We start from the raw sequence: 20,658 nt of genomic DNA, 5'->3' as shown, positions 1-20,658 counted from the left end.
CACTGGAGAACTGGTGCTGACCAGAGCGTCGCAGCAAGACCCAGAGCCTCTTTTCTAGCGCACTTTTTTGCAGAGTTAACCCACATGCGCCTCAGTCTTTATCTCTTGTTGTTTGTCGCACCGGCATCACTGGCTAATGAGTGCGTGGTGCTATTGCACGGGATGGGCCGAACCAGCTACTCGATGAATGCAATCGAAAGCTCGTTAACCAAAGAGCATTACACCGTTATCAACAACAGCTACCCGTCCACGGAAGAAGACATCCAACAGCTTGCATCAGTGGTGGGGAATGGCATTGCCGAGTGTAAAAAAGCGGGAGCGCAGAGCATCCACTTTGTGACCCATTCTCTGGGTGGCATCTTGGTCAGGCAGTATTTTCAGAACAATGTCGTTGCCGAAGCCAAGCGGGTAGTCATGCTTGGCCCACCCAACCACGGCAGCGAGGTGGCAACGAAAAACAAAGACCAGTGGTGGTACAAAATGGCCACCGGTCCAGCCGGGCAGCAGCTCGGCATTGAAGCTGACAGCACGCCCAACCAGCTTAAATCTATCCCTCTGGAGATCGGCATAGTTGCCGGCACGGAAAGCCTGGACCCATGGTTTGCCCGCGACTTGCCCAAGCCAAACGATGGCAAGGTTTCGGTGGAGAGCGCAAAGCTCGCGGAGATGAAGGACTTTATTACTGTTCCGCACAGCCATACGTTTATGGCCAATGCAGATGTTGTGGCCAGTCAGATCAAGCTGTTCCTGCAGCATGGTCATTTCAACCATGACCCCTAACCAGTTGTTGGGAGCGCGAATAATCGAATATGACCATAACTAATCCGCCCGATATGCCCAAGCCAGACCGCGGCGCCTTCTGGGCCAGACGCGTTAATACGCTGGCGCTGCTTTGCCTACTCGGCCTGCTGCTGCCGCTGCTCTCGCACCTGCTTGCGGACTCAGCAGGCACGCTGGCCTGGCTGATCGATCTGGCCAGCCATTGGCAGTGGCTGTTCTTGTTGGGGCTGGTGGTGTTTGGCGGGTTGGCAAGCTGGCGTGATAAGCGCTGGGCCGTTTTGCTGTTGGCGCTGCCGCTGCCCTGGCTAACGGCATCCGTGCCGGCACCGGCGGGCGATCCGCAGGCCCAGGTGTTTACCGTGGCCAGTGCCAACGTCAATCTGCATAGCCGCAACACCCAGGCACTGGCCACTTGGTTGGCGCAGGAAAAGCCGGATGTGCTGGTACTGCTGGAGGTTTCCCCCGTATATGCGCAAGGCTTGCGCACGCTGCGCGATTATCCCTTTCAGCACATCGTTGCCCAGGACAGCCCCTTTGGCATCGCCGTGCTGTCGCGCCATCCGCTGCAGCAGGTAGAGGTGATCGAGGATGCGCAGGGGATTGCCCATATCGAGGCGCAGTTGCAGTGGCACGGCCAGCCGATCGGGATTATCGCCCTGCACCCTATGCCACCGCTTTCGCCGCAGTATCACAGCGTGCGTAACGCCAAGTTGGCGGTCCTGGCCAAGCAAGCTGCAGCTAGCGCCATACCGACAGTTTTAGCCGGCGACCTGAATGCCACGCCCTGGTCGTCGGCCTTTAGCGGGCTGGCGCAATTGGGTTTGCGCCGCGCCAGCGGTTTGGCCGCGACCTGGCCGGCCGTCTTGCAGGGCGTACTCGGGTTGCCTATCGACCATGTGCTGGTCACGCCGCATTGGGCGGTGGTGGCGCGCCAGGTAGGCCCGCAGCTGGGCTCGGATCATTTGCCGATGCTGGTGCGCCTGGTGCCGGCGCTAGAGAAATAAAGGCGACAGGTTTACCTTGCCTAACCGCCTGCACCCACAGAGCAAGCCATTCCAATCATTGAGGGACCACCATGATCACCTGCCATATCCGCTATGTGCTCGACCCGCGCAAACTCAAAGAATTCGAGCATTACGGCAAGCTGTGGATTGCCCTGGTGGCGAAGTTTGGCGGTACGCATCACGGTTACTTTCTGCCCTCGGAAGGTGCCAACAATATCGGCCTGGCGATGTTCAGCTTCCCCAGCCTGGCGGAGTACGAGCAGTATCGGCTGAAATCCTTTGCCGACGCCGAGTGCCTGGCGGCCTTTAAATATGCGGAAGAGACCCAATGCGTGCTCAGCTACGAGCGCACCTTCTTCCGCCCGGTATTCGATGCCTGACTGAACCTTAATTGCCGAGTTAAGCGTATGTCCCAGCTAGCCCACTTTCAGTTAATGGCCCGCTATAACGCGTGGATGAATGACAAGCTCTACGCGGCTGCCGGCCAGCTGTCGCCGCAGGCGCTGAGTGAGGATCGCGGGGCGTTTTTCCCGTCCATCCTCGCCACCCTGAACCATATTGCGGTGGCCGATATCATCTGGCTCAAGCGCTTTGCCGAGCACCCGGCGTGCGCTGAGCTGCGCGAGGCGATTAATGATTTACAGCGGCCGGCGACGCTGGATCAGCTGCTGTTCGACACCTTCGCGCCGCTGCATGCTTTGCGCGGCCGGCTGGATGGGCATATCAGCGACTGGGTAGCGGCGCTGACCGAGCCGGACCTGGAGCATGTGCTGGCCTACGGCAATATGAAGGGCGTGCCGGCGCAGCGCCCCTATGCCAGCCTGATGCTGCACTTCTTCAATCATCAGACTCACCATCGCGGCCAAGCCAGCACCTTGCTGCACCAGGCCGGTCAGGATATCGGCGTGACCGATTTACTGGCGCTGATTGCCGACGTTGAGCCGCGTTAATGCGCTCAACACCCCGCCAGAGCTAAGACAGCCAATGAAGCCACTCGCCCTGCTGCTGGTTTATCTCCCGCGCATCGCCTTTCGCCGAGCGGCACAGACGCAGCTGGGTGCTTGCTTGCCGGCGGCCACCGCAGCAGCGGTATGGGCCAGAACCCTGGAAGTACAGAGCGAGCTGCTACGCACGCGGGTGCGCCATTCGCCTGGGGTGAATCTGCTGCTGCGTTATATGCAATGGGATTGCGCGCTTTACCGTGCCCTGCAGGAGCAAGGCATAGGCCCGCAACAGGCCGGGCAGTGGATCGAGCAGATCAACTGGCAGATCTTCGCCCCGGCCAGCGCCCTGGCGTTCAAGCTGTCGCGCCTGCGTAGCAGCCGTTTGCAGGTACGCATCAAGTGGCTGCTCGATGCGCTATTCAGCCTGGTGTTTACCCGCCCTTTCCGCCGCAGCAATCTGCCCGCCGCCGCTGGCGTGGCCTTTGATGTGCAGGTGTGTCCGCTGGCCAGCTACTTGCGCGACCAGGGTGCGCCGGAGCTGACCCACTTTGCCGCGTGCAGCCTGGATTACCGTATGGCCAGCGATTGGGGCGTGACGCTACGGCGCACGCAAACCCTCGCCAGCGGCGCGACCTACTGCGATTTCCGTTTTAGCGTGCCACCCGTTCAGCTGATTGCTCGCGAAGGCGCGAGCGTCGTTAAAACCGCCGCCGATCAGCCTGGAAACTAGCTCCGTCGGCCCTTGCGCAGCGGCATGCCCCTGACTGACAGGTCATCCCTGAAACGCCATGTTTGATTGATCGCTCAACAATAACCGGCCTAGACTGCGCGCATTCCGGGGTTGCCCCCATTGATGGAGAAGCAGATGCCCAAGGTCGGAATGCAGCCGATCCGCCGCTCGCAATTGATCGCAGCCACCCTCGATGCGGTTGATCAGGTCGGCATGAGTGATGCCAGCATCGCCTATATCGCGCGGATCGCTGGGGTCTCCAATGGCATCATCAGCCACTATTTCCGCGACAAGAACGGCCTGCTCGACGCCACCATGCGCCACCTGATGCAGGCGCTTAGCGATGCCGTGCGCGAACGCCGCGCCAGCCTGCCGCCGGACCAGCCGCGCGAACATCTACGGGCGATGATTGAAGGCAATTTCGATGACAGCCAGGTCAATGGTCCGGCGATGAAAACCTGGCTGGCGTTCTGGGCGGCCAGCATGCATCAGCCGGCGCTGCGGCGTTTGCAGCGGGTCAATGATCTGCGTCTGTATTCCAATCTGTGTGGGCAATTCAGCCTGGTATTGCCGCAGGAGCAGGCGCGCAGTGCGGCCCGTGGTTTGGCGGCATTGATCGATGGCTTGTGGCTGCGCGGGGCGCTGTCGGGCGAAGGCTTCGACACCCGTCAGGCAATTGAAATCGCCTACGAATACCTTGATCTGCAATTGGCCAAGGCAACGTAGGGTGGGTTAGGCGCCGGCCGCTACCGACCAGCCACATATGGCTTGATTGCGCCGTAACCCACCAATGGGGGTCAACTAACCTCCTGCCTGGTGGGTTACGCGACGCTCGATCACCGTGGCAAAGCGAACATGCTGTTCTGCGCCGCTAACCCACCCTACGCACTGCAATTGGCCAAGGCCATCGCGTAGAGCCTGCTTTCGTATTAGCGGAAGGGGCCGGATTTCGGTATGTGCTCTGACACGAGTCAGCTCGCCACCCTCAACAACCCTAATACCACTGCCTGCGAGCCTTACGTGTCGCGTTTGACTGCGCTCTGTCGTTTTTATTGATTGATCGTTCAATTTAGATAATTTAGCCTTGTGCCTCTATTGCCTACACCGACGACCTGCGCCAGGCGGCTCGCGTCGCCCACCGCACACGAGGAACGCGCCATGCCCCGCTTCGACGAACAGCAGCTCTTTATTGGCGGCCGTTATGTAACGGCCAGCAGCGGCGAAACCTTCGACAGCATCAACCCCGCCACCGGCGAAGTACTGGCCCGCGTGCAGCGCGCCAGCCAGGCCGATGTCGAATTGGCCGTGGCCAGCGCCACTGCCGGGCAGAAAGTCTGGGCGGCGATGACTGCCATGCAGCGTTCGCGCATCCTGCGTAAGGCCGTCGACATTCTGCGCGAGCGCAACGATGAGCTGGCCGAGCTGGAAACCCTCGACACCGGCAAGCCGCTGAGCGAAACCCGCTACGTCGATATCGTCACCGGCGCCGACGTGCTGGAGTATTACGCCGGGCTGATTCCAGCCATCGAGGGCGAGCAGATCCCGCTGCGCGAAACCAGTTTCGTCTACACCCGCCGCGAGCCGCTGGGTGTAGTCGCCGGTATTGGCGCGTGGAACTACCCGATCCAGATTGCCCTGTGGAAATCCGCCCCGGCCCTGGCCGCTGGCAACGCGATGATCTTCAAACCCAGCGAAGTGACCTCGCTAAGCGCGCTGAAACTGGCGGAAATCTACAGCGCTGCCGGCGTGCCGGATGGCGTGTTCAACGTGCTGACCGGCAGCGGCCGCGAAGTTGGCCAATGGCTGACCGAGCATCCAGGTATCGAGAAGATTTCCTTTACCGGCGGCACCGTGACCGGCAAGAAGGTGATGGCCAGCGCCTCCAGCTCGTCGCTCAAGGAAGTGACCATGGAGCTGGGCGGCAAGTCGCCGCTGATCATCTTCGAAGACGCCGACCTCGACCGCGCCGCTGACATTGCGGTAATGGCCAACTTCTACAGCTCCGGCCAGGTCTGCACCAACGGCACGCGGGTATTTATACCTCGCATGCTGCAGGCGCGCTTCGAGGCCAAAGTAGTTGAGCGGGTCAAACGCATCCGCCTGGGCGACCCGCAGGACGAGGCCACCAACTTCGGTCCGCTGGTCAGCGCGGCGCATATGGACAGCGTGCTCGGCTATATCGAAACCGGCCGCAGCGAAGGCGCGCGCCTGCTGATCGGCGGCAACCGCGTGACCGAGGGCGACTACGCCAAGGGCGCCTATGTCGCGCCGACCGTGTTCACCGACTGCAACGACGGCATGACCATCGTCCGTGAGGAAATCTTCGGCCCGGTGATGAGCATTCTGGTGTACGACACCGAAGAAGAAGTGATCCGCCGCGCCAATGCCACCGAGTACGGCCTGGCCGCCGGCGTGGTAACCCGCGACCTGAACCGCGCGCACCGGGTGATCCACAAGCTGGAAGCCGGCATCTGCTGGATCAACACCTGGGGCGAGTCGCCGGCGGAAATGCCGGTGGGCGGTTACAAGCAGTCCGGCGTCGGTCGCGAAAACGGCCTGACCACCCTGGCGCACTACACGCGGATCAAATCGGTACAGGTCGAGCTGGGCGGTTACACCTCGGTGTTCTGAGCATCAAAACCTTCGTAGGAGCGGGCCATGCCCGCGAAACGCTATCGCGGGCATGGGACTAAGCGTCGCCCCCACTCCTACAGCTCACTACCCCGAAGATCCTACGTTGATTCTCAAGGCGCTCGACTTCGTAGGGTGGATGACGCTTCACCCATCCACCAATTGCAACGGTGGATGAGAAGAACGTCATCCACCCTGCATAGAGCAACCAGTAGCCCGGATGCAATCCGGGAACAGTCACCGCGTTTTCCCCGGAGTGCATCCGGGCTACAGGAGCTTTTATGCCCCAAGAATTCGACTACATCATCATCGGCGCCGGTTCGGCCGGTAACGTACTGGCCACCCGCCTGACCGAAGACGCTGACGTCAGCGTACTGCTGCTCGAAGCCGGCGGCCCGGATTACCGCCTGGATTTTCGCACCCAGATGCCCGCCGCCCTCGCCTTCCCGCTGCAGGGCCGCCGCTACAACTGGGCTTACCTGACCGAACCCGAGCCGCATATGAACAACCGCCGCATGGAATGCGGGCGCGGCAAGGGATTGGGCGGCTCGTCCCTGATCAACGGCATGTGCTACATCCGCGGCAACGCCATGGATTACGACGGCTGGGCTGAGGAAAAAGGCCTGGAAGACTGGAGCTATCTGGATTGCCTGCCGTATTTCCGCAAGGCGGAAACCCGTGATATCGGCGCCAATGCCTACCATGGCGGCGATGGCCCCGTGTCGGTAACCACGCCGAAGAACGGCAATAACCCGCTATTCCACGCCATGATCGAAGCTGGCGTGCAGGCCGGCTACCCGCGTACCGACGACCTCAACGGTTACCAGCAGGAAGGCTTCGGCCCGATGGACCGCACCGTTACGCCCAAGGGCCGCCGGGCCAGCACCGCGCGCGGTTACCTTGATCAGGCCCGCGAACGGCCGAATCTGACCATCGTCACCCATGCCCTGACTGACCGCATCCTGTTCAGCGGCAAGCGCGCCAGCGGCGTGGCTTATCTGCAGGGCGACAACAACACGCCGATCACCGTCAACGCGCGCCGCGAGGTGCTGCTGTGCAGCGGTGCGATTGCCTCACCGCAAGTGCTGCAACGCTCCGGCGTTGGCCCGGCGGCGCTATTGCGCGAGTTGGACATCCCCTTGGTGCATGACCTGCCCGGCGTAGGCCAGAACCTGCAGGACCACCTGGAGGTGTACCTGCAATACGCCTGCAAGCAGCCGGTGTCGCTGTACCCGGCGCTGCAATGGTGGAACCAACCGATGATCGGCGCCAACTGGCTGTTCCTCGGCAAAGGCATCGGAGCCAGCAACCAGTTCGAGGCCGGCGGCTTTATCCGTTCCAGCGCGGATTTTGCGTGGCCCAATATCCAATACCACTTCCTGCCGGTGGCGATTAACTACAACGGCAGCAACGCGGTGAAAGAGCACGGCTTCCAGGCACACATGGGCTCCATGCGCTCGCCGAGCCGTGGGCGTATTCAGGTCACCTCCAAGGATCCGCGCCAGCACCCGAGCATCCTGTTCAACTACATGGCCCACGAGCAGGACTGGCGCGAATTTCGCGATGGCATCCGCATTACCCGCGAAATCATGGCGCAGTCGGCGCTGGACCCGTACCGCGGCCGCGAGATCAGCCCAGGAGTCGAGCTGCAGAGCGATGCCGAACTGGATGCCTTTATCCGCGAACACGCGGAAACTGCCTACCATCCGTCGTGTTCCTGCAAGATGGGTGAAGACGATATGGCGGTGGTCGACGGCCAGGGCCGGGTACATGGCGTTAAAGGCCTGCGTGTGGTGGATGCGTCGATCATGCCGCTGATCGTCACCGGTAACCTCAACGCGCCGACCATCATGATGGCCGAGAAGATCGCCGACAAAATCCGTGGCCGCGCCCCGCTGCCACGCAGCAGCGCGCCGTATTTCGTCGCTGGCAACGCCGCCGCGCGTGGCACCTCGCAGCGCTCCGCGTAACGCTGCGCGCTACATCCAGACGCCGCAGCGGTTTCGCCTCTGCGGCGTTTCTTTTATAGAGGCCCAGCGCTACGTGATCTGCAGCCCATCGCGGTGGCCTTTAGCCCGGTCAAAACCACACGCTGCTTGAAGCTGCGGGCGAAGGGCGTCGATAATGCGCAGTTTTCAACCAGCGCCTTTGTGCGCCGCCGCCCCAACGGCCGACCGAGCAGACCATGAAAGACAGCATTCGCCACCTGATCCAGCAAGCCCTGACCCGCCTCACTGCCGACGGCGTGCTGCCGGAAGGCCTGAGCCCGGCCATTCAGGTGGAGAACACCAAGGACAAGACCCACGGCGACTTCGCCAGCAATATCGCCATGATGCTGGCCAAGCCGGCTGGCATGAAGCCGCGTGACCTGGCCGAGAAGTTGATCGCCGCACTCCCCGCCGATGCCGACATCAGCAAGGTCGAGATCGCCGGCCCAGGCTTTCTTAATTTCTATCAGAACACCCAGGCCCTGGCCGCGCGCTTGGATACCCTGCTGGCCGACGCCAAACTTGGCGTGCGAAAAAATGGCCCAGCGCAGCGCGTAGTGGTCGACCTGTCGGCACCCAACCTGGCCAAAGAGATGCACGTCGGCCATCTGCGCTCGACCATCATCGGTGACGGCGTGGCGCGGGTGCTGGAGTTCCTCGGTGACGAAGTCATTCGGCAGAACCACGTCGGTGACTGGGGTACCCAATTCGGCATGCTCCTGGCTTATATGCAGGAAAACCCAGTGGCTGCCGAAAGCGAGCTGGCTGACCTGGAAGGTTTCTACCGCGCCGCGAAGAAGCGCTTCGACGAATCCCCTGAGTTCGCCGAGCGTGCCCGCGAGCTGGTGGTGCAGCTGCAAGCTGGCGATGCCGAATGCCTGCGCCTGTGGCACCGCTTCAATGATATTTCCCTCAGCCACTGCCAGGCGCTGTATGACCGCCTTGGGGTGAAACTGAGCATGGCCGACGTCAAGGGCGAGAGCGCCTACAACGACGACCTGGCCAATGTGGTCGCCGACCTCAAGGCCAAGGGCCTGCTCAGCGAAAGCGACGGCGCGCAGTGCGTGTTTATGGAGCAGTTCAAGAACGCTGATGACAACCCGCTGCCGCTGATCGTGCAGAAGGCCGGCGGCGGTTACCTGTACGCCACCACCGACCTGGCCGCCACCCGCTATCGTGCCAACGTACTGAAAGCCGACCGCGCGCTGTACTTCGTCGATCAGCGTCAGGCCCTGCATTTCCAGATGGTATTCACTGCCGCACGTCTGGCTGGCTTCGTCCCGGCCAACATGCAGCTGGAACATATGGGTTTCGGCACCATGAACGGCGCCGACGGCCGCCCGTTCAAGACCCGCGACGGCGGCACGGTGAAGCTGGTCGACCTGCTCGATGAAGCAGAAGAGCGTGCCTACGCCCTGGTCAAAGGCAAGAACCCCACGCTTCCCGAAGCCGAACTACGCCAGATCGCTCGCGCCGTGGGCATCGGTGCAGTGAAATACGCCGACCTGTCCAAGCACCGCACCAGCGACTACCGCTTCAACTTCGAGCTGATGCTCAGCTTCGAGGGCAACACCGCACCGTACCTGCTGTACGCCTACACCCGTGTGGCCAGCGTATTCCGCAAGCTGGGCAAGGGCTTCGAGCAGATCGAGGGCAGCCTCGACCTGCAGGCCGCCCACGAAATCGAATTGGGCGGCAAGCTCGCGCAATTCAACGAAGTGCTTGCCAGCGTCGCCGACAAGGGCGAGCCACACCTGCTCTGCGCCTACCTGTACGACCTGGCCGGTTTGTTCTCCAGTTTCTACGAGAACTGCCCGATCCTCTCCGCCGAAGACGAAGGCGTGCGCAACAGCCGCCTGCGCCTGGCCGCGCTGACAGCGCGCACACTCAAGCAAGGCCTTGAGTTGCTCGGCCTGGAAACCCTGGAGCGCATGTAAGTGGCGGCGAAGAAGAAACCCGCTGCCAAACGCGGTGCCAGCCGTTATCAGGCCCAGGCGAAAAAACCGGTGCCGGGTTGGTTCTGGCTGCTCTGCGGCCTGGTGATCGGCGGCTTTATGGTGTTTCTGTTCAGCCTCGAACCGGGCCGCGACGAGATCAAGCGCACCAAGGTCGAACAGGCACGCGCCACCCAGGCCAATAAAGCGGCGGCCGCCAAGCCGGCCAGCAATGAGCCGATTAAGCCTAAATACGATTTCTATACCTTGCTGCCGGAATCGGAAGTGATCCTGCCGCCGCAAAGCATTGAGCCCGTCGCCCCGCCCGAGCAAAAACCGGTTACCCCGGAAGAAGCGGCAAAGATCGATGCCGCCCGTGCCGAAGCGGCACTCAACGGCCAGGTGCCACCACCACCGCCGGTGGTTGCCAAAGGCCCGGTGAGCTCGCAGTTCTTCCTCCAAGCTGGCTCGTTCCGCCGCAAGGATGACGCCGACAGCCTGCGTGCGCAGATCATCCTGCTCGGGCAGAGCGTACAGGTGGAAACCGGGAAGGTGCGCGAGGAAACCTGGCACCGCGTGCTGGTCGGCCCCTTCGCCACCCGCGAACAGCTCGGCCAGGCGCAAAAATCCCTGGCCGGCAGCGGCTTTAGCAATCTGTTGTTACAGCAGCGCCAGGCGCAATAGCCCCCGCGAGTTCAGGCCCTGCGGCGTCTCTGACGACTATTTGTCGGACGGGAATCGTTCCAGGGCTTGAAGCGGGCTGCCGCTGCCCCCACTTCACTCAGCATTGGGCACTTTCGCCCCGCTGCGTGGAGACTCTCCCCTTGACCACCATCGTTTCAGTGCGCCGCAACGGCAAAGTCGTCATGGGCGGCGACGGCCAGGTGTCCCTCGGCAATACCGTGATGAAAGGCAACGCGAAAAAAGTGCGCCGCCTGTACCACGGCCAAGTGCTGGCCGGTTTTGCCGGCGCCACCGCCGACGCCTTTACCCTGTTCGAGCGCTTTGAAGGCCAGCTGGAGAAACACCAAGGCAATCTGGTGCGCGCCGCCGTCGAGCTAGCCAAAGACTGGCGCACCGACCGCTCGTTGAGCCGCTTGGAAGCCATGCTGGCCGTGGCCAACAAAGACGCCTCCTTGATCATCACCGGCAACGGTGATGTGGTTGAGCCCGAACACGGCCTGATCGCCATGGGTTCCGGCGGCGGCTTCGCCCAAGCCGCCGCCATGGCTTTGCTGCAGAAAACCGAATTGAGCGCCCGTGAAATCACCGAAACCGCGCTGAACATTGCCGGCTCCATCTGTGTCTTCACCAATCAAAACCTGACTATTGAAGAGGAAGACTGCGCCGAGTAAGGCGCGGTCTTTTCTGGAGTACGCCGCATGTCCATGACGCCCCGCGAGATCGTTCACGAACTCAACCGCCATATCATCGGTCAGGACGACGCCAAGCGCGCCGTGGCCATTGCCCTGCGCAACCGCTGGCGGCGCATGCAACTGCCTGCCGAACTGCGCGCCGAAGTGACGCCGAAGAACATTCTGATGATCGGCCCGACCGGCGTCGGCAAGACCGAAATTGCCCGCCGCTTGGCCAAACTGGCCAATGCGCCGTTTATCAAGGTGGAAGCGACCAAGTTCACCGAAGTCGGCTATGTCGGCCGCGATGTCGAGTCGATCATCCGTGACCTCGCCGATGCGGCGATCAAGCTGTTGCGCGAGCAGGAGATGATCAAAGTCCGTCACCGCGCCGAGGACGCCGCCGAAGAACGCATCCTTGATGCCCTGCTGCCGCCGGCCCGCACTGGTTTCAGCGAAGAAGCCGCGCCGGGCAGCGATTCCAACACCCGCCAGCTGTTCCGCAAGCGCCTGCGCGAAGGCCAGTTGGACGACAAGGACATCGATATCGAAGTGGCCGAAGCACCGGCCGGCATCGAAATCATGACCCCGCCGGGCATGGAAGAGATGACCAACCAGCTGCAAAGCCTGTTTTCCAATATGGGCAAGGGCAAGAAGAAGAGTCGCAAACTCAAGGTCAAGGAAGCCCTGAAGATGGTGCGCGATGAAGAAGCCGCGCGCCTGGTCAACGAGGACGAACTCAAGGCCCAGGCCCTGGAAGCCGTGGAACAGAACGGCATCGTGTTTATCGACGAGATCGACAAGGTTGCCAAGCGCGGCAATACCGGCGGCGCCGACGTTTCCCGCGAAGGCGTGCAGCGCGACCTGCTGCCGCTGATCGAAGGCTGCACGGTGAACACCAAGCTGGGCATGGTGAAAACCGACCACATCCTGTTTATCGCCTCCGGCGCGTTCCATCTGAGCAAGCCGAGCGATCTGGTGCCTGAGCTGCAAGGTCGACTGCCAATTCGCGTCGAGCTGAAAGCCCTGACCCCAGGGGACTTCGAGCGCATTCTCACCGAGCCGCACGCCTCGCTCACCGAGCAATACGCCGCACTGCTGAATACCGAGGGCCTGGGCATCCAGTTCGTTGCCGAAGGCATCAAGCGCATCGCCGAGATTGCCTATCAGGTCAACGAAAAGACCGAGAACATCGGCGCGCGCCGCCTGCACACGCTACTCGAACGTCTGCTCGAGGAAGTCTCCTTCAGCGCAGGCGACCTGGCCGGCCAGCAGAACGGCACGCCGATTGTGATCGACGCAGCCTACGTCAACAGCCACCTCGGCGAACTGGCGCAGGACGAAGACCTGTCGCGCTATATCCTGTAACGCGCCCGCACGTAGCCCGGATGCAATCCGGGCTACGGAGCAACCCAGGAAGCAACCATGCGCATGCCTACCGCAATAAAACTGCACAAAGCCTCGAAAACCCTGGAGCTGCACTACGGGACTGACGAGCACTACAGCCTGCCCGCCGAGTTTCTGCGTGTGCATTCGCCATCGGCGGAAGTGCAGGGCCATGGCAAGCCGATCCTGCAAACCGGCAAGCTCGGCGTTGGCCTGAGCAAGATCGAACCGGCGGGCAACTACGCGCTGAAATTGACCTTCGATGACGGTCACGACAGCGGCCTGTTCACCTGGGATTACCTGGAGCAGCTGGCCATGCGTCAGAGCGAACTGTGGAACGATTACCTCGCCACGCTCGCCGCCGCAGGCAAGTCCCGCGACCCCAGCGAAAGCGTGGTCAAACTGATGCTCTGAAGCGCCCGGGCGATATGCCGTCAGGAATTGCCTCAGTCACTCCAGCTATTTCCTCACCCTTGCACAGCCAAGCGGCAATCTGCGGCAGTGCAGCAGCCCGTCTAGCCCGTTGATCCTGACCGGTTAGAGCGCATTTTCTAATCCTTCCCGGCATACTCATCGCGCATTCGGCCTGGATCGCGGCCAGCTTGCACAAATTCTCAAACTCGGGTAACCAAGTAGTTGGAAGTTTTCTTGCATCTGGCTAGGCCAGCGGCAGGGAATATTGCGGAGCGATCCGCCCTTGGTAATCCGGGCAATACCTGGTTCATGGAACCGGTTCAAAGTCTCGCGAGCAGACTTGGAGCAGATTCTAGCCCTGTGTCGCCGTGCACAGCATTACGCCGGTATTTCGTCTCAGGACAATGGAGCGTTGTAGATGACAGATAAGAATAATGATGACCTGAAACACCAGGCCTCCGAGAACACCCTGGGCCTTAACCCGGTGATCGGCATCCGCGGTAAAGACCTGCTTAGCTCCGCCCGGGTCGTGCTCAAGCAAGCTCTCAAGCAACCTCTGCACAGCGCCAAACACCTGGCCCACTTCAGCATGGAGCTGAAGAACGTGTTGCTCGGCCAATCCGACCTCACCCCCGCCGATGGCGACCGGCGCTTTGCCGATCCAGCCTGGAGCCAGAATCCGCTGTACCGCCGTTACCTGCAGACCTACCTGGCCTGGCGCAAGGAGCTGCATGACTGGGTTGAGCACAGCAACCTGTCCGAGCAGGATGCCAGCCGTGGCCACTTCGTGATCAACCTGATGACCGAAGCCATGGCCCCCAGCAACAGCATGGCCAACCCGGCCGCAGTCAAACGCTTCTTCGAAACCGGCGGCAAGAGCCTGCTCGACGGCCTGTCGCACCTGGCCAAGGACATGGTCAACAACGGCGGCATGCCCAGCCAGGTCAACATGAACGCCTTCGAGGTCGGCAAAAGCCTGGCCACCACCGATGGTGCGGTGATTTTCCGCAACGATCTGCTGGAGCTGATCCAGTACAAGCCGATCACCGAGCAGGTGCATGAGCGCCCATTGCTGGTGGTACCGCCGCAGATTAACAAGTTTTACGTATTCGACCTGTCGCCGGAAAAGAGCGTTGCGCGCTTCCTGCTGCGCAATGGCGTGCAAACCTTCGTGGTGAGCTGGCGCAACCCGACCAAGGCCCACCGCGAGTGGGGCCTGTCGACCTATATCGAAGCGCTGAAAGAAGCCATTGATGTGGTCACGGCTGTCACCGGCAGCAAAGACATCAACATGCTCGGCGCCTGCTCCGGCGGCCTGACCACCACCTCGCTGTTGGGCCATTACGCCGCGCTGGGTGAGAAGAAGGTGCATGCCCTGACCCTGCTGGTCAGCGTGCTGGATAACCGCCTGGAAACCGATGTGGCGCTATTCGCCGACGAGAAGAGCCTGGAGCTGGCCAAGCGCCGCTCCTACCAGGCCGGTGTGCTGGAAGGCAGCGACATGGCCAAGGTGTTCGCCTGGATGCGCCCCAACGACCTGATCTGGAACTACTGGGTCAACAACTACCTGCTCGGCAACGAGCCGCCAGTGTTCGACATCCTCTATTGGAACAACGACACCACGCGCCTGCCTGCAGCCCTGCATGGCGAGTTTATCGACATGTTTACCTCCAACCCGCTGATCCGTGCGGGCGCGCTGGAAGTCTGCGGCACCCCGATTGATCTCAAGCAAGTCACCAGCGATCTCTACTGCGTGGCGGGCACCACCGACCACATCACGCCGTGGGAGTCGTGCTACAAGTCAGCCAATCTGTTTGGCGGCAATGTTGAGTTCGTGCTGTCCAATAGCGGACATATCCAGAGCATCCTCAACCCGCCGGGTAACCCAAAAGCACGCTACATGACCAACACCCAGATGCATGCGGACCCGAAAACCTGGCAAGCCAGCTCAACCAAACACGCCGACTCCTGGTGGCTGCATTGGCAGGTCTGGCTTGGCGAGCGCTCCGGCGCACAGAAGAAGGCACCAACTCAACTGGGCAACAAGAAACATCCGGCCGGGGAAGCAGCGCCCGGCACCTACGTTCACGAACGTTGATCACCTGCGCACTGCGCAATACTGCCCGCGGCACTGGAGGTGTCGCTCGCCCACCCGCTTATTTGTGCGGGTGAGGCGAACCAGGCTTTGCCCTGGTGTTTCTGGAAAAGACCCGGAGGGTCTGATCCAGCGTTTTAATTGATAGGGCTTTTGCGCATGTCGCTACCTTTCGTATTCCGTACCATTGAACTGGACGGCCAAACTATCCGTACCGCGGTGCGCCCCGGTAACGGCAAAATGACTCCGCTGCTGATTTTCAACGGCATCGGGGCCAACCTGGAGCTGGTCATGCCTTTCGTGCGGGCTCTGGACCCTGGCCTGGAGGTCATTGCGTTCGATGTACCCGGCGTTGGCGGCTCGTCCACACCCAGTACGCCGTACCGCTTCCCTGGCCTGGCCAAGCTGGCCGCACGCATGCTCGATTACCTCGACTACGGTCAGGTCAATGCGATTGGCGTGTCCTGGGGTGGAGCCCTGGCGCAGCAGTTCGCCCACGACTACCCCGAGCGCTGCAAGAAACTGATCCTCGCGGCCACTTCGGCCGGTGCGGTGATGATTCCAGGCAAACCCAAGGTGCTCTGGTGCATGGCCAGTCCACGGCGTTATGTGCAGCCGTCCTACGGCGTGCAGATTGCCCCGGAAATCTACGGCGGCGCTTTCCGTCGCGACCCGAAACTGGCCCTGGCGCATGCGAGTAAAGTCCGCTCGGGCGGCAAGATGGGCTATTACTGGCAGCTGTTCGCAGGGCTAGGCTGGACCAGCATCCACTGGCTGCACAAGATTCGCCAACCGACGCTGGTGATGGCCGGTGATGACGATCCGCTGATCCCGCTGGTCAACATGCGCCTGCTGGCCTGGCGCATCCCCAACTCGGAATTGCACGTGATCGATGACGGTCACCTGTTCCTGGTAACCCGCGCCGAAGCGGTCGCGCCGATCATCATGAAATTTCTCGAGGAAGAACGTCAGCGCGCGATCATGCATCCGCAGCCCGCGCCAGCCCGGACTCTCGGCTAAGCGCACCGTACCTGGGCAAGCGTCTCAACAGCGCGCCCTGAGGCTGTGCCGAAAGCGCAGTGCTTGACCCACTTTCGGGCACGTTGTATTACCTGGGACTTGGCGCGCGGCAGTCTGGAATGCACATGCGCGCGCATTGGTATAAGCCTTGCTGCTTATCAAGTCTCACGGTTTGACGACGGAGTGTTGCCCAATGCGAGACCAAACTGCCAAACGCGCCCTGCCGGTACGCAGCAGCGTGATGAATGCCCAAAACGCAGTGGTCGGTCTGCGCGGCCGCGACCTGCTATCCACCCTGCGCGGCCTGGCCCTGCAAGGAATCAAGCAACCCATTCACAGCGCACGGCATGTCGCCGCGCTGGGCGGTCAACTGGGCCGCGTGCTGATGGGCGACAAGCCGTTCAAGGTCAACCCACAAGACCCGCGCTTCGCCGACCCGACCTGGCGTGACAATCCAATCTACAGCCGCAGCCTGCAAGCTTATCTGGCCTGCCAGAAACAGCTGAACAACTGGATCGACGAGAGCAACCTGGATGCCGACGACCGCGCCCGCGCGCGCTTTGTCGCCACTCTGCTGGGCGATGCCCTGGCCCCCAGCAATACCCTGCTTAACCCGCAGGTGATCAAGGAGTTGTTCAACACTGGCGGCAGTAGCCTGCTCAAGGGCGTGACGCATCTGTTCGACGACCTGGTGAATAACGACGGCATGCCCAGCCAGGTCAGCAAGAAGGCGTTCGAAGTCGGCCGCAACCTGGCTACCACCAATGGCGCCGTGGTGTTTCGCAGCGAGCTGCTGGAGCTGATCCAGTACAAGCCGATGAGCGAAAAACAGTACACCAAGCCGCTGCTGATCGTGCCGCCACAAATCAACAAGTTCTACATCTTCGACCTCTCCAGCGACAAGAGCTTCGTTCAGTACGCCTTGAAAAACGGCCTGCAGGTCTTTGTCATCAGCTGGCGCAACCCCGATCCACGGCACCGCGAGTGGGGCTTGTCGAGCTATGTGGAAGCACTTGAAGTCGCCATCGACGCTTGCCGTGAGATCACCGGTAGCAAGGACGTCAACCTGCTCGGCGCCTGCGCCGGCGGCCTGACCATTGCCGCCTTGCAGGGCCACCTGCAAGCCAAACGCCAGCTACGCAAGGTGGCCAGTGCCACCTATATGGTCAGCCTGCTCGACAGCCAGATCGACAGCCCAGCCATGCTGTTTGCCGATGAGTTGACGCTTGAGGCCGCCAAGCGCCGCTCCTATCAGCAGGGCGTACTGGATGGCCGCGATATGGCGCGCGTGTTCGCCTGGATGCGCCCGAATGATCTGATCTGGAATTACTGGATCAACAACTACCTGCTCGGCAAGCAGCCACCGGCCTTCGATATCCTCTACTGGAACAACGACAACACCCGCCTGCCGGCTGCCCTGCATGGTGACCTAATCGACTTCTTCAAGCACAACCCGCTGACCCATCCACGCGGTCTGGAAGTCTGCGGCACGCCGGTCGATCTGCAGAAGGTCACAGTGGACAGCTTCAGCGTCGCGGGAATTAACGACCACATCACGCCCTGGGATGCGGTGTATCGCTCGACCCTGCTGCTGGGCGGTGACCGGCGCTTTATTCTGTCCAACAGCGGGCATATTCAGAGCATTCTCAACCCCCCGGGCAACCCCAAATCCAACTACCTGGAAAACTCCAAACTCACCAGCGACCCACGTGCCTGGTACCACGAAGCCAAGCACGTGCAAGGCAGTTGGTGGCCGGTATGGTTGAGCTGGATGCAGGAACGCTCGGGCGAGCAACAGGACACCCAGATGGCCCTGGGCAACCGCCACTACCCAGCCATGGAAGCCGCCCCCGGCACCTATGTGCATGTGCGCTAAAACATCAACACAAGCATGATCAGGCTGGCCGCAAGCTATTGCGGCCAGGTATCGTCAGCCTTCCCGCGGCCAGAATAAGAAGACCGGATGAAAACCCGCGACAGAATCCTCGAATGTGCCCTGCTGCTGTTCAACCAGAAGGGCGAACCAAATGTATCCACCCTGGAAATCGCCAACGAACTGGGCATCAGCCCAGGCAACCTGTACTACCACTTCCACGGTAAGGAGCCGCTGATCCTCGGCCTGTTCGAGCGCTTTCAAGCCGAACTGGCGCCACTGCTATCGCCGCCAGAAGACGTGCAATTGGATGTGGAAGACTACTGGCTGTTTCTGCACCTGATCGTCGAGCGCCTGGCGCACTACCGCTTTCTGTTCCAGGACCTGTCCAACCTAACCAGCCGCCTGCCGAAACTGGAACGCGGTATGCGCCACTGGCTCAACAGCTTGAAACGCGCCTTGGCCGAACTGCTTGCACAACTGCAGCTCGATGGCCAGTTGCACAGCGATACACAGGCGCTGGGTCAACTGGTTGAGCAGATCACCCTAACTCTGCTTTTTTCGCTGGACTACCAGCGCATCATCGGCCGCGAAGGCGAGAGTCGCCTGGTGGTCTATCAGGTCATGATGCTGGTGGCCCCGCACCTGGCCGAAGAATCACGCTACGCCGCCGAACACCTGGCGCAGCGCTACCTGGAAGATTAACCCGCACGTATAAACGCAAACGCCCGGCACTTGGCCGGGCGTTTGCGTTGACTGCTGCGCGTCTTACGACTGGGCGGCAGGTGTCACGGGTGCAGCAGGTGCAGCGGCCGGCGCAGGTGCAGCAGCTACAGGAGCAGCAGCTGGTTTGGCAACTGCAGGCTTAGCTGCGGCCGGCTTGGCTGGCGCCTTGGCGGCTGGTTTAACAGCTGGCTTGGCAGCAGGTTTAGCTGCTGGTTTGGCAGCAGCCTTGGCTACCGGTTTAGCAGCAGGCTTTGCAGCAGCTTTGGCCGCAGGCTTAGCAGCTGGTTTAGCTGCGGCTTTGGCAACCGGCTTGGCCGCTGGTTTAGCAGCAGGCTTGGCAGCCACCTTCTTGACCGCTGGCTTGACCGACTTGACCGAAACGCCGGTCAGTTGCTCGATCTGCTTAGTCAGGCTTTCAACCTTGGCGTTGAGCGCTTTCACTTCGTTGCGGCTCGGTACACCAAGACGCGAAATGGCGTTGTTCAGACGCTTGTCGAAGGCTTCTTCCAGCTCGCCCCACTTGCCAATAGCCTTGCCTCTTACTTCATCGACTCTGGATTTGGCAGTGTCTACCTTCGAACTCACATTGGTCTTCACTGCGCCAACTTGCTTGTCGACTTCGGTCTTGGCTTGCTTCTCAGCTTTTTCGCCATCCTTGACCAGCGTGTCGAACAGCTTGTTGCCGTCCTTGCTGACCTTGGAGTAGGCACCCAAACCAGCCAGCCAGATTTGACGCGAGTATTTTTCTACTTCGCCGATCCAGGAAGTGGTTTGCTTTTCGGTTTTCTTTTTGACAGCCATCCTGCTCTCCTTACTTGGTACGCGCGACGTGCTCGAGCAACGCGCTCAGCTCATCCAGCTTAGCAGAGAGTACTTCAACATCCTGCTTGGACGGGATACCAATGCGGTTCAGGGCGCTGGCAACACGGTTGTCGAAGGCTTTCTCGATCTTGTCGAGCTGCACTTCAAACTTGCCTTTTACGCTGCTGACGTTGCTGGTGACTGTGCTCTTGACGTTGTCGATCTGGCTATTGGCTGCTTCAACTTGTTCGTTGACCAGTTTTTTGCCTTGTTTTTCAACGCCTTCGCCGCTCTTCACGAGCTCTTTGAAGTACTCCGAACCTTCCTGACCGGCTTTGGCGTAAGCGCCCAGACCAGCCAACCAGATTTTGCGGGCGTACACTTTTGCGTCGCTCAGCACGCTGCTGGCTTCTTCGACAACTTCTTTCTTTTTAACGGCAACTTTCGACATGGTGCACCTCACTCTAAGTGTTTCGAGGAAACGCCCACGGGATGCAGGCTTAGATGCACGGTATCGATGAAAATTAGAAACCGCATACTAAGCGTAGAAAAAATTACCCGGAGCAATTTATAACGTCGCGCAGCGACGGCCCACGGGGGTGGCCGCCATGGATGGCTGGCCATAAAAAATTGCCAAGGTGTCGTCAGGCGACACCTTACGCCTGCAGATTCTTATCCAGCACCTCTTCGATTTCACGCTTGATGCTGCCGCTCATGGCTGACAACAGCAGCCCCAGACTGAGCTGCACGCGCACGCTGTGCTCATGCACTTCAATACGCCCATCCGCGCCGCTGCGCTTGAACTCAAGGTTGTCGCCATTCCAGCGATAGCGCACGTCGTATTCGCGAGCCAGGCGCTCGGCCAGTTGCTCGGCTTTCTCGCGGGCGACTTCGCGCCCCAGGGAGTGGGGACGTTCGACGGTGATCTTGGCCATGGCATTTCTCCTCACCAGTTAACTGCGACCTTAGGTCGCTGC

Annotated in this window: 20 protein-coding genes; 17 read left to right on the top strand and 3 right to left on the bottom strand. The window is 60.9% G+C overall.

Annotation, left to right across the window (positions count from 1 at the left end):
• The first annotated feature begins 84 nt into the window (after window positions 1-84).
• From AACY25_RS14530 to AACY25_RS14450, 17 genes are all read left to right on the top strand, one after another.
• Window positions 85-780, top strand: coding sequence for an alpha/beta hydrolase (locus AACY25_RS14530; protein WP_339525444.1), 696 nt, complete (start codon window positions 85-87; stop codon window positions 778-780).
• 29 nt (window positions 781-809) lie between these two features.
• On the top strand, window positions 810-1,784 hold the full coding sequence (locus AACY25_RS14525) for an endonuclease/exonuclease/phosphatase family protein (protein ID WP_339525443.1): 975 nt from the start codon (window positions 810-812) through the stop codon (window positions 1,782-1,784).
• A gap of 71 nt (window positions 1,785-1,855) precedes the next feature.
• On the top strand, window positions 1,856-2,164 hold the full coding sequence (locus AACY25_RS14520) for an NIPSNAP family protein (RefSeq protein WP_090379344.1): 309 nt from the start codon (window positions 1,856-1,858) through the stop codon (window positions 2,162-2,164).
• A 27-nt stretch (window positions 2,165-2,191) separates the two neighbouring features.
• Window positions 2,192-2,734 carry a DinB family protein gene (locus tag AACY25_RS14515; protein WP_339525442.1) on the top strand — a complete coding sequence of 181 codons (543 nt, stop codon included), beginning with the start codon at window positions 2,192-2,194 and terminating at the stop codon, window positions 2,732-2,734.
• Between the two features lie 34 nt (window positions 2,735-2,768).
• Window positions 2,769-3,458, top strand: coding sequence for an L-2-amino-thiazoline-4-carboxylic acid hydrolase (locus AACY25_RS14510; protein WP_339525441.1), 690 nt, complete (start codon window positions 2,769-2,771; stop codon window positions 3,456-3,458).
• 135 nt (window positions 3,459-3,593) lie between these two features.
• Entirely contained in the window at window positions 3,594-4,184 is a 591-nt protein-coding gene (gene betI, locus AACY25_RS14505) for a transcriptional regulator BetI (protein ID WP_339525439.1), read from the top strand.
• Window positions 4,185-4,616: 432 nt separating this feature from the next.
• The gene (betB, locus tag AACY25_RS14500; protein ID WP_339525437.1) at window positions 4,617-6,089 is read left to right on the top strand and encodes a betaine-aldehyde dehydrogenase; all 1,473 of its coding nucleotides are present in this window, start codon (window positions 4,617-4,619) and stop codon (window positions 6,087-6,089) included.
• A 281-nt stretch (window positions 6,090-6,370) separates the two neighbouring features.
• The gene (gene betA, locus AACY25_RS14495) at window positions 6,371-8,059 is read left to right on the top strand and encodes a choline dehydrogenase (protein WP_339525435.1); all 1,689 of its coding nucleotides are present in this window, start codon (window positions 6,371-6,373) and stop codon (window positions 8,057-8,059) included.
• Between the two features lie 215 nt (window positions 8,060-8,274).
• On the top strand, window positions 8,275-10,014 hold the full coding sequence (argS, locus tag AACY25_RS14490) for an arginine--tRNA ligase (protein WP_339525433.1): 1,740 nt from the start codon (window positions 8,275-8,277) through the stop codon (window positions 10,012-10,014).
• A complete protein-coding gene (locus AACY25_RS14485; RefSeq protein WP_339525431.1) occupies window positions 10,015-10,695 on the top strand; it encodes an SPOR domain-containing protein in 681 nt (226 codons plus the stop codon). It abuts the gene before it with no gap.
• 140 nt (window positions 10,696-10,835) lie between these two features.
• Window positions 10,836-11,366 (top strand): ATP-dependent protease subunit HslV, encoded by a 531-nt coding sequence (gene hslV / locus AACY25_RS14480; RefSeq protein WP_298184841.1) that lies wholly within the window; start codon window positions 10,836-10,838, stop codon window positions 11,364-11,366.
• Window positions 11,367-11,393: 27 nt separating this feature from the next.
• Entirely contained in the window at window positions 11,394-12,734 is a 1,341-nt protein-coding gene (gene hslU, locus AACY25_RS14475) for an HslU--HslV peptidase ATPase subunit (RefSeq protein ID WP_339525427.1), read from the top strand.
• 57 nt (window positions 12,735-12,791) lie between these two features.
• Window positions 12,792-13,166: a DUF971 domain-containing protein gene (locus tag AACY25_RS14470; RefSeq protein ID WP_339411739.1), complete on the top strand. Its 375-nt coding sequence runs from the start codon at window positions 12,792-12,794 to the stop codon at window positions 13,164-13,166.
• Window positions 13,167-13,584: 418 nt separating this feature from the next.
• Complete coding sequence (gene phaC, locus AACY25_RS14465; RefSeq protein ID WP_339525425.1) at window positions 13,585-15,264, top strand: class II poly(R)-hydroxyalkanoic acid synthase; 1,680 nt, start codon at window positions 13,585-13,587, stop codon at window positions 15,262-15,264.
• Between the two features lie 156 nt (window positions 15,265-15,420).
• Window positions 15,421-16,281, top strand: coding sequence for a poly(3-hydroxyalkanoate) depolymerase (gene phaZ, locus AACY25_RS14460; RefSeq protein ID WP_339411735.1), 861 nt, complete (start codon window positions 15,421-15,423; stop codon window positions 16,279-16,281).
• Window positions 16,282-16,474: 193 nt separating this feature from the next.
• Window positions 16,475-18,157, top strand: coding sequence for a class II poly(R)-hydroxyalkanoic acid synthase (phaC, locus tag AACY25_RS14455; RefSeq protein ID WP_339525422.1), 1,683 nt, complete (start codon window positions 16,475-16,477; stop codon window positions 18,155-18,157).
• Window positions 18,158-18,244: 87 nt separating this feature from the next.
• The gene (locus AACY25_RS14450; protein WP_339525420.1) at window positions 18,245-18,859 is read left to right on the top strand and encodes a TetR/AcrR family transcriptional regulator; all 615 of its coding nucleotides are present in this window, start codon (window positions 18,245-18,247) and stop codon (window positions 18,857-18,859) included.
• A 63-nt stretch (window positions 18,860-18,922) separates the two neighbouring features.
• On the opposite strand, the gene AACY25_RS14445 is transcribed toward AACY25_RS14450, so the two are convergent.
• From AACY25_RS14445 to AACY25_RS14435, 3 genes are all read right to left on the bottom strand, one after another.
• Window positions 18,923-19,681, bottom strand: coding sequence for a phasin family protein (locus AACY25_RS14445; protein WP_339525418.1), 759 nt, complete (start codon window positions 19,679-19,681; stop codon window positions 18,923-18,925).
• A gap of 10 nt (window positions 19,682-19,691) precedes the next feature.
• Entirely contained in the window at window positions 19,692-20,132 is a 441-nt protein-coding gene (locus AACY25_RS14440) for a phasin family protein (protein ID WP_339525416.1), read from the bottom strand.
• A gap of 205 nt (window positions 20,133-20,337) precedes the next feature.
• Window positions 20,338-20,616 (bottom strand): polyhydroxyalkanoic acid system family protein, encoded by a 279-nt coding sequence (locus AACY25_RS14435; protein ID WP_339525415.1) that lies wholly within the window; start codon window positions 20,614-20,616, stop codon window positions 20,338-20,340.
• Window positions 20,617-20,658 lie beyond the last annotated feature (42 nt).

The organism is Pseudomonas sp. EA_35y_Pfl2_R111 (genome assembly GCF_963970955.1).
GTDB lineage: Bacteria > Pseudomonadota > Gammaproteobacteria > Pseudomonadales > Pseudomonadaceae > Aquipseudomonas.
The sequence above is the reverse complement of the archived record's forward strand: the minus strand, read 5'-3'. Positions and strand labels throughout refer to the sequence as shown.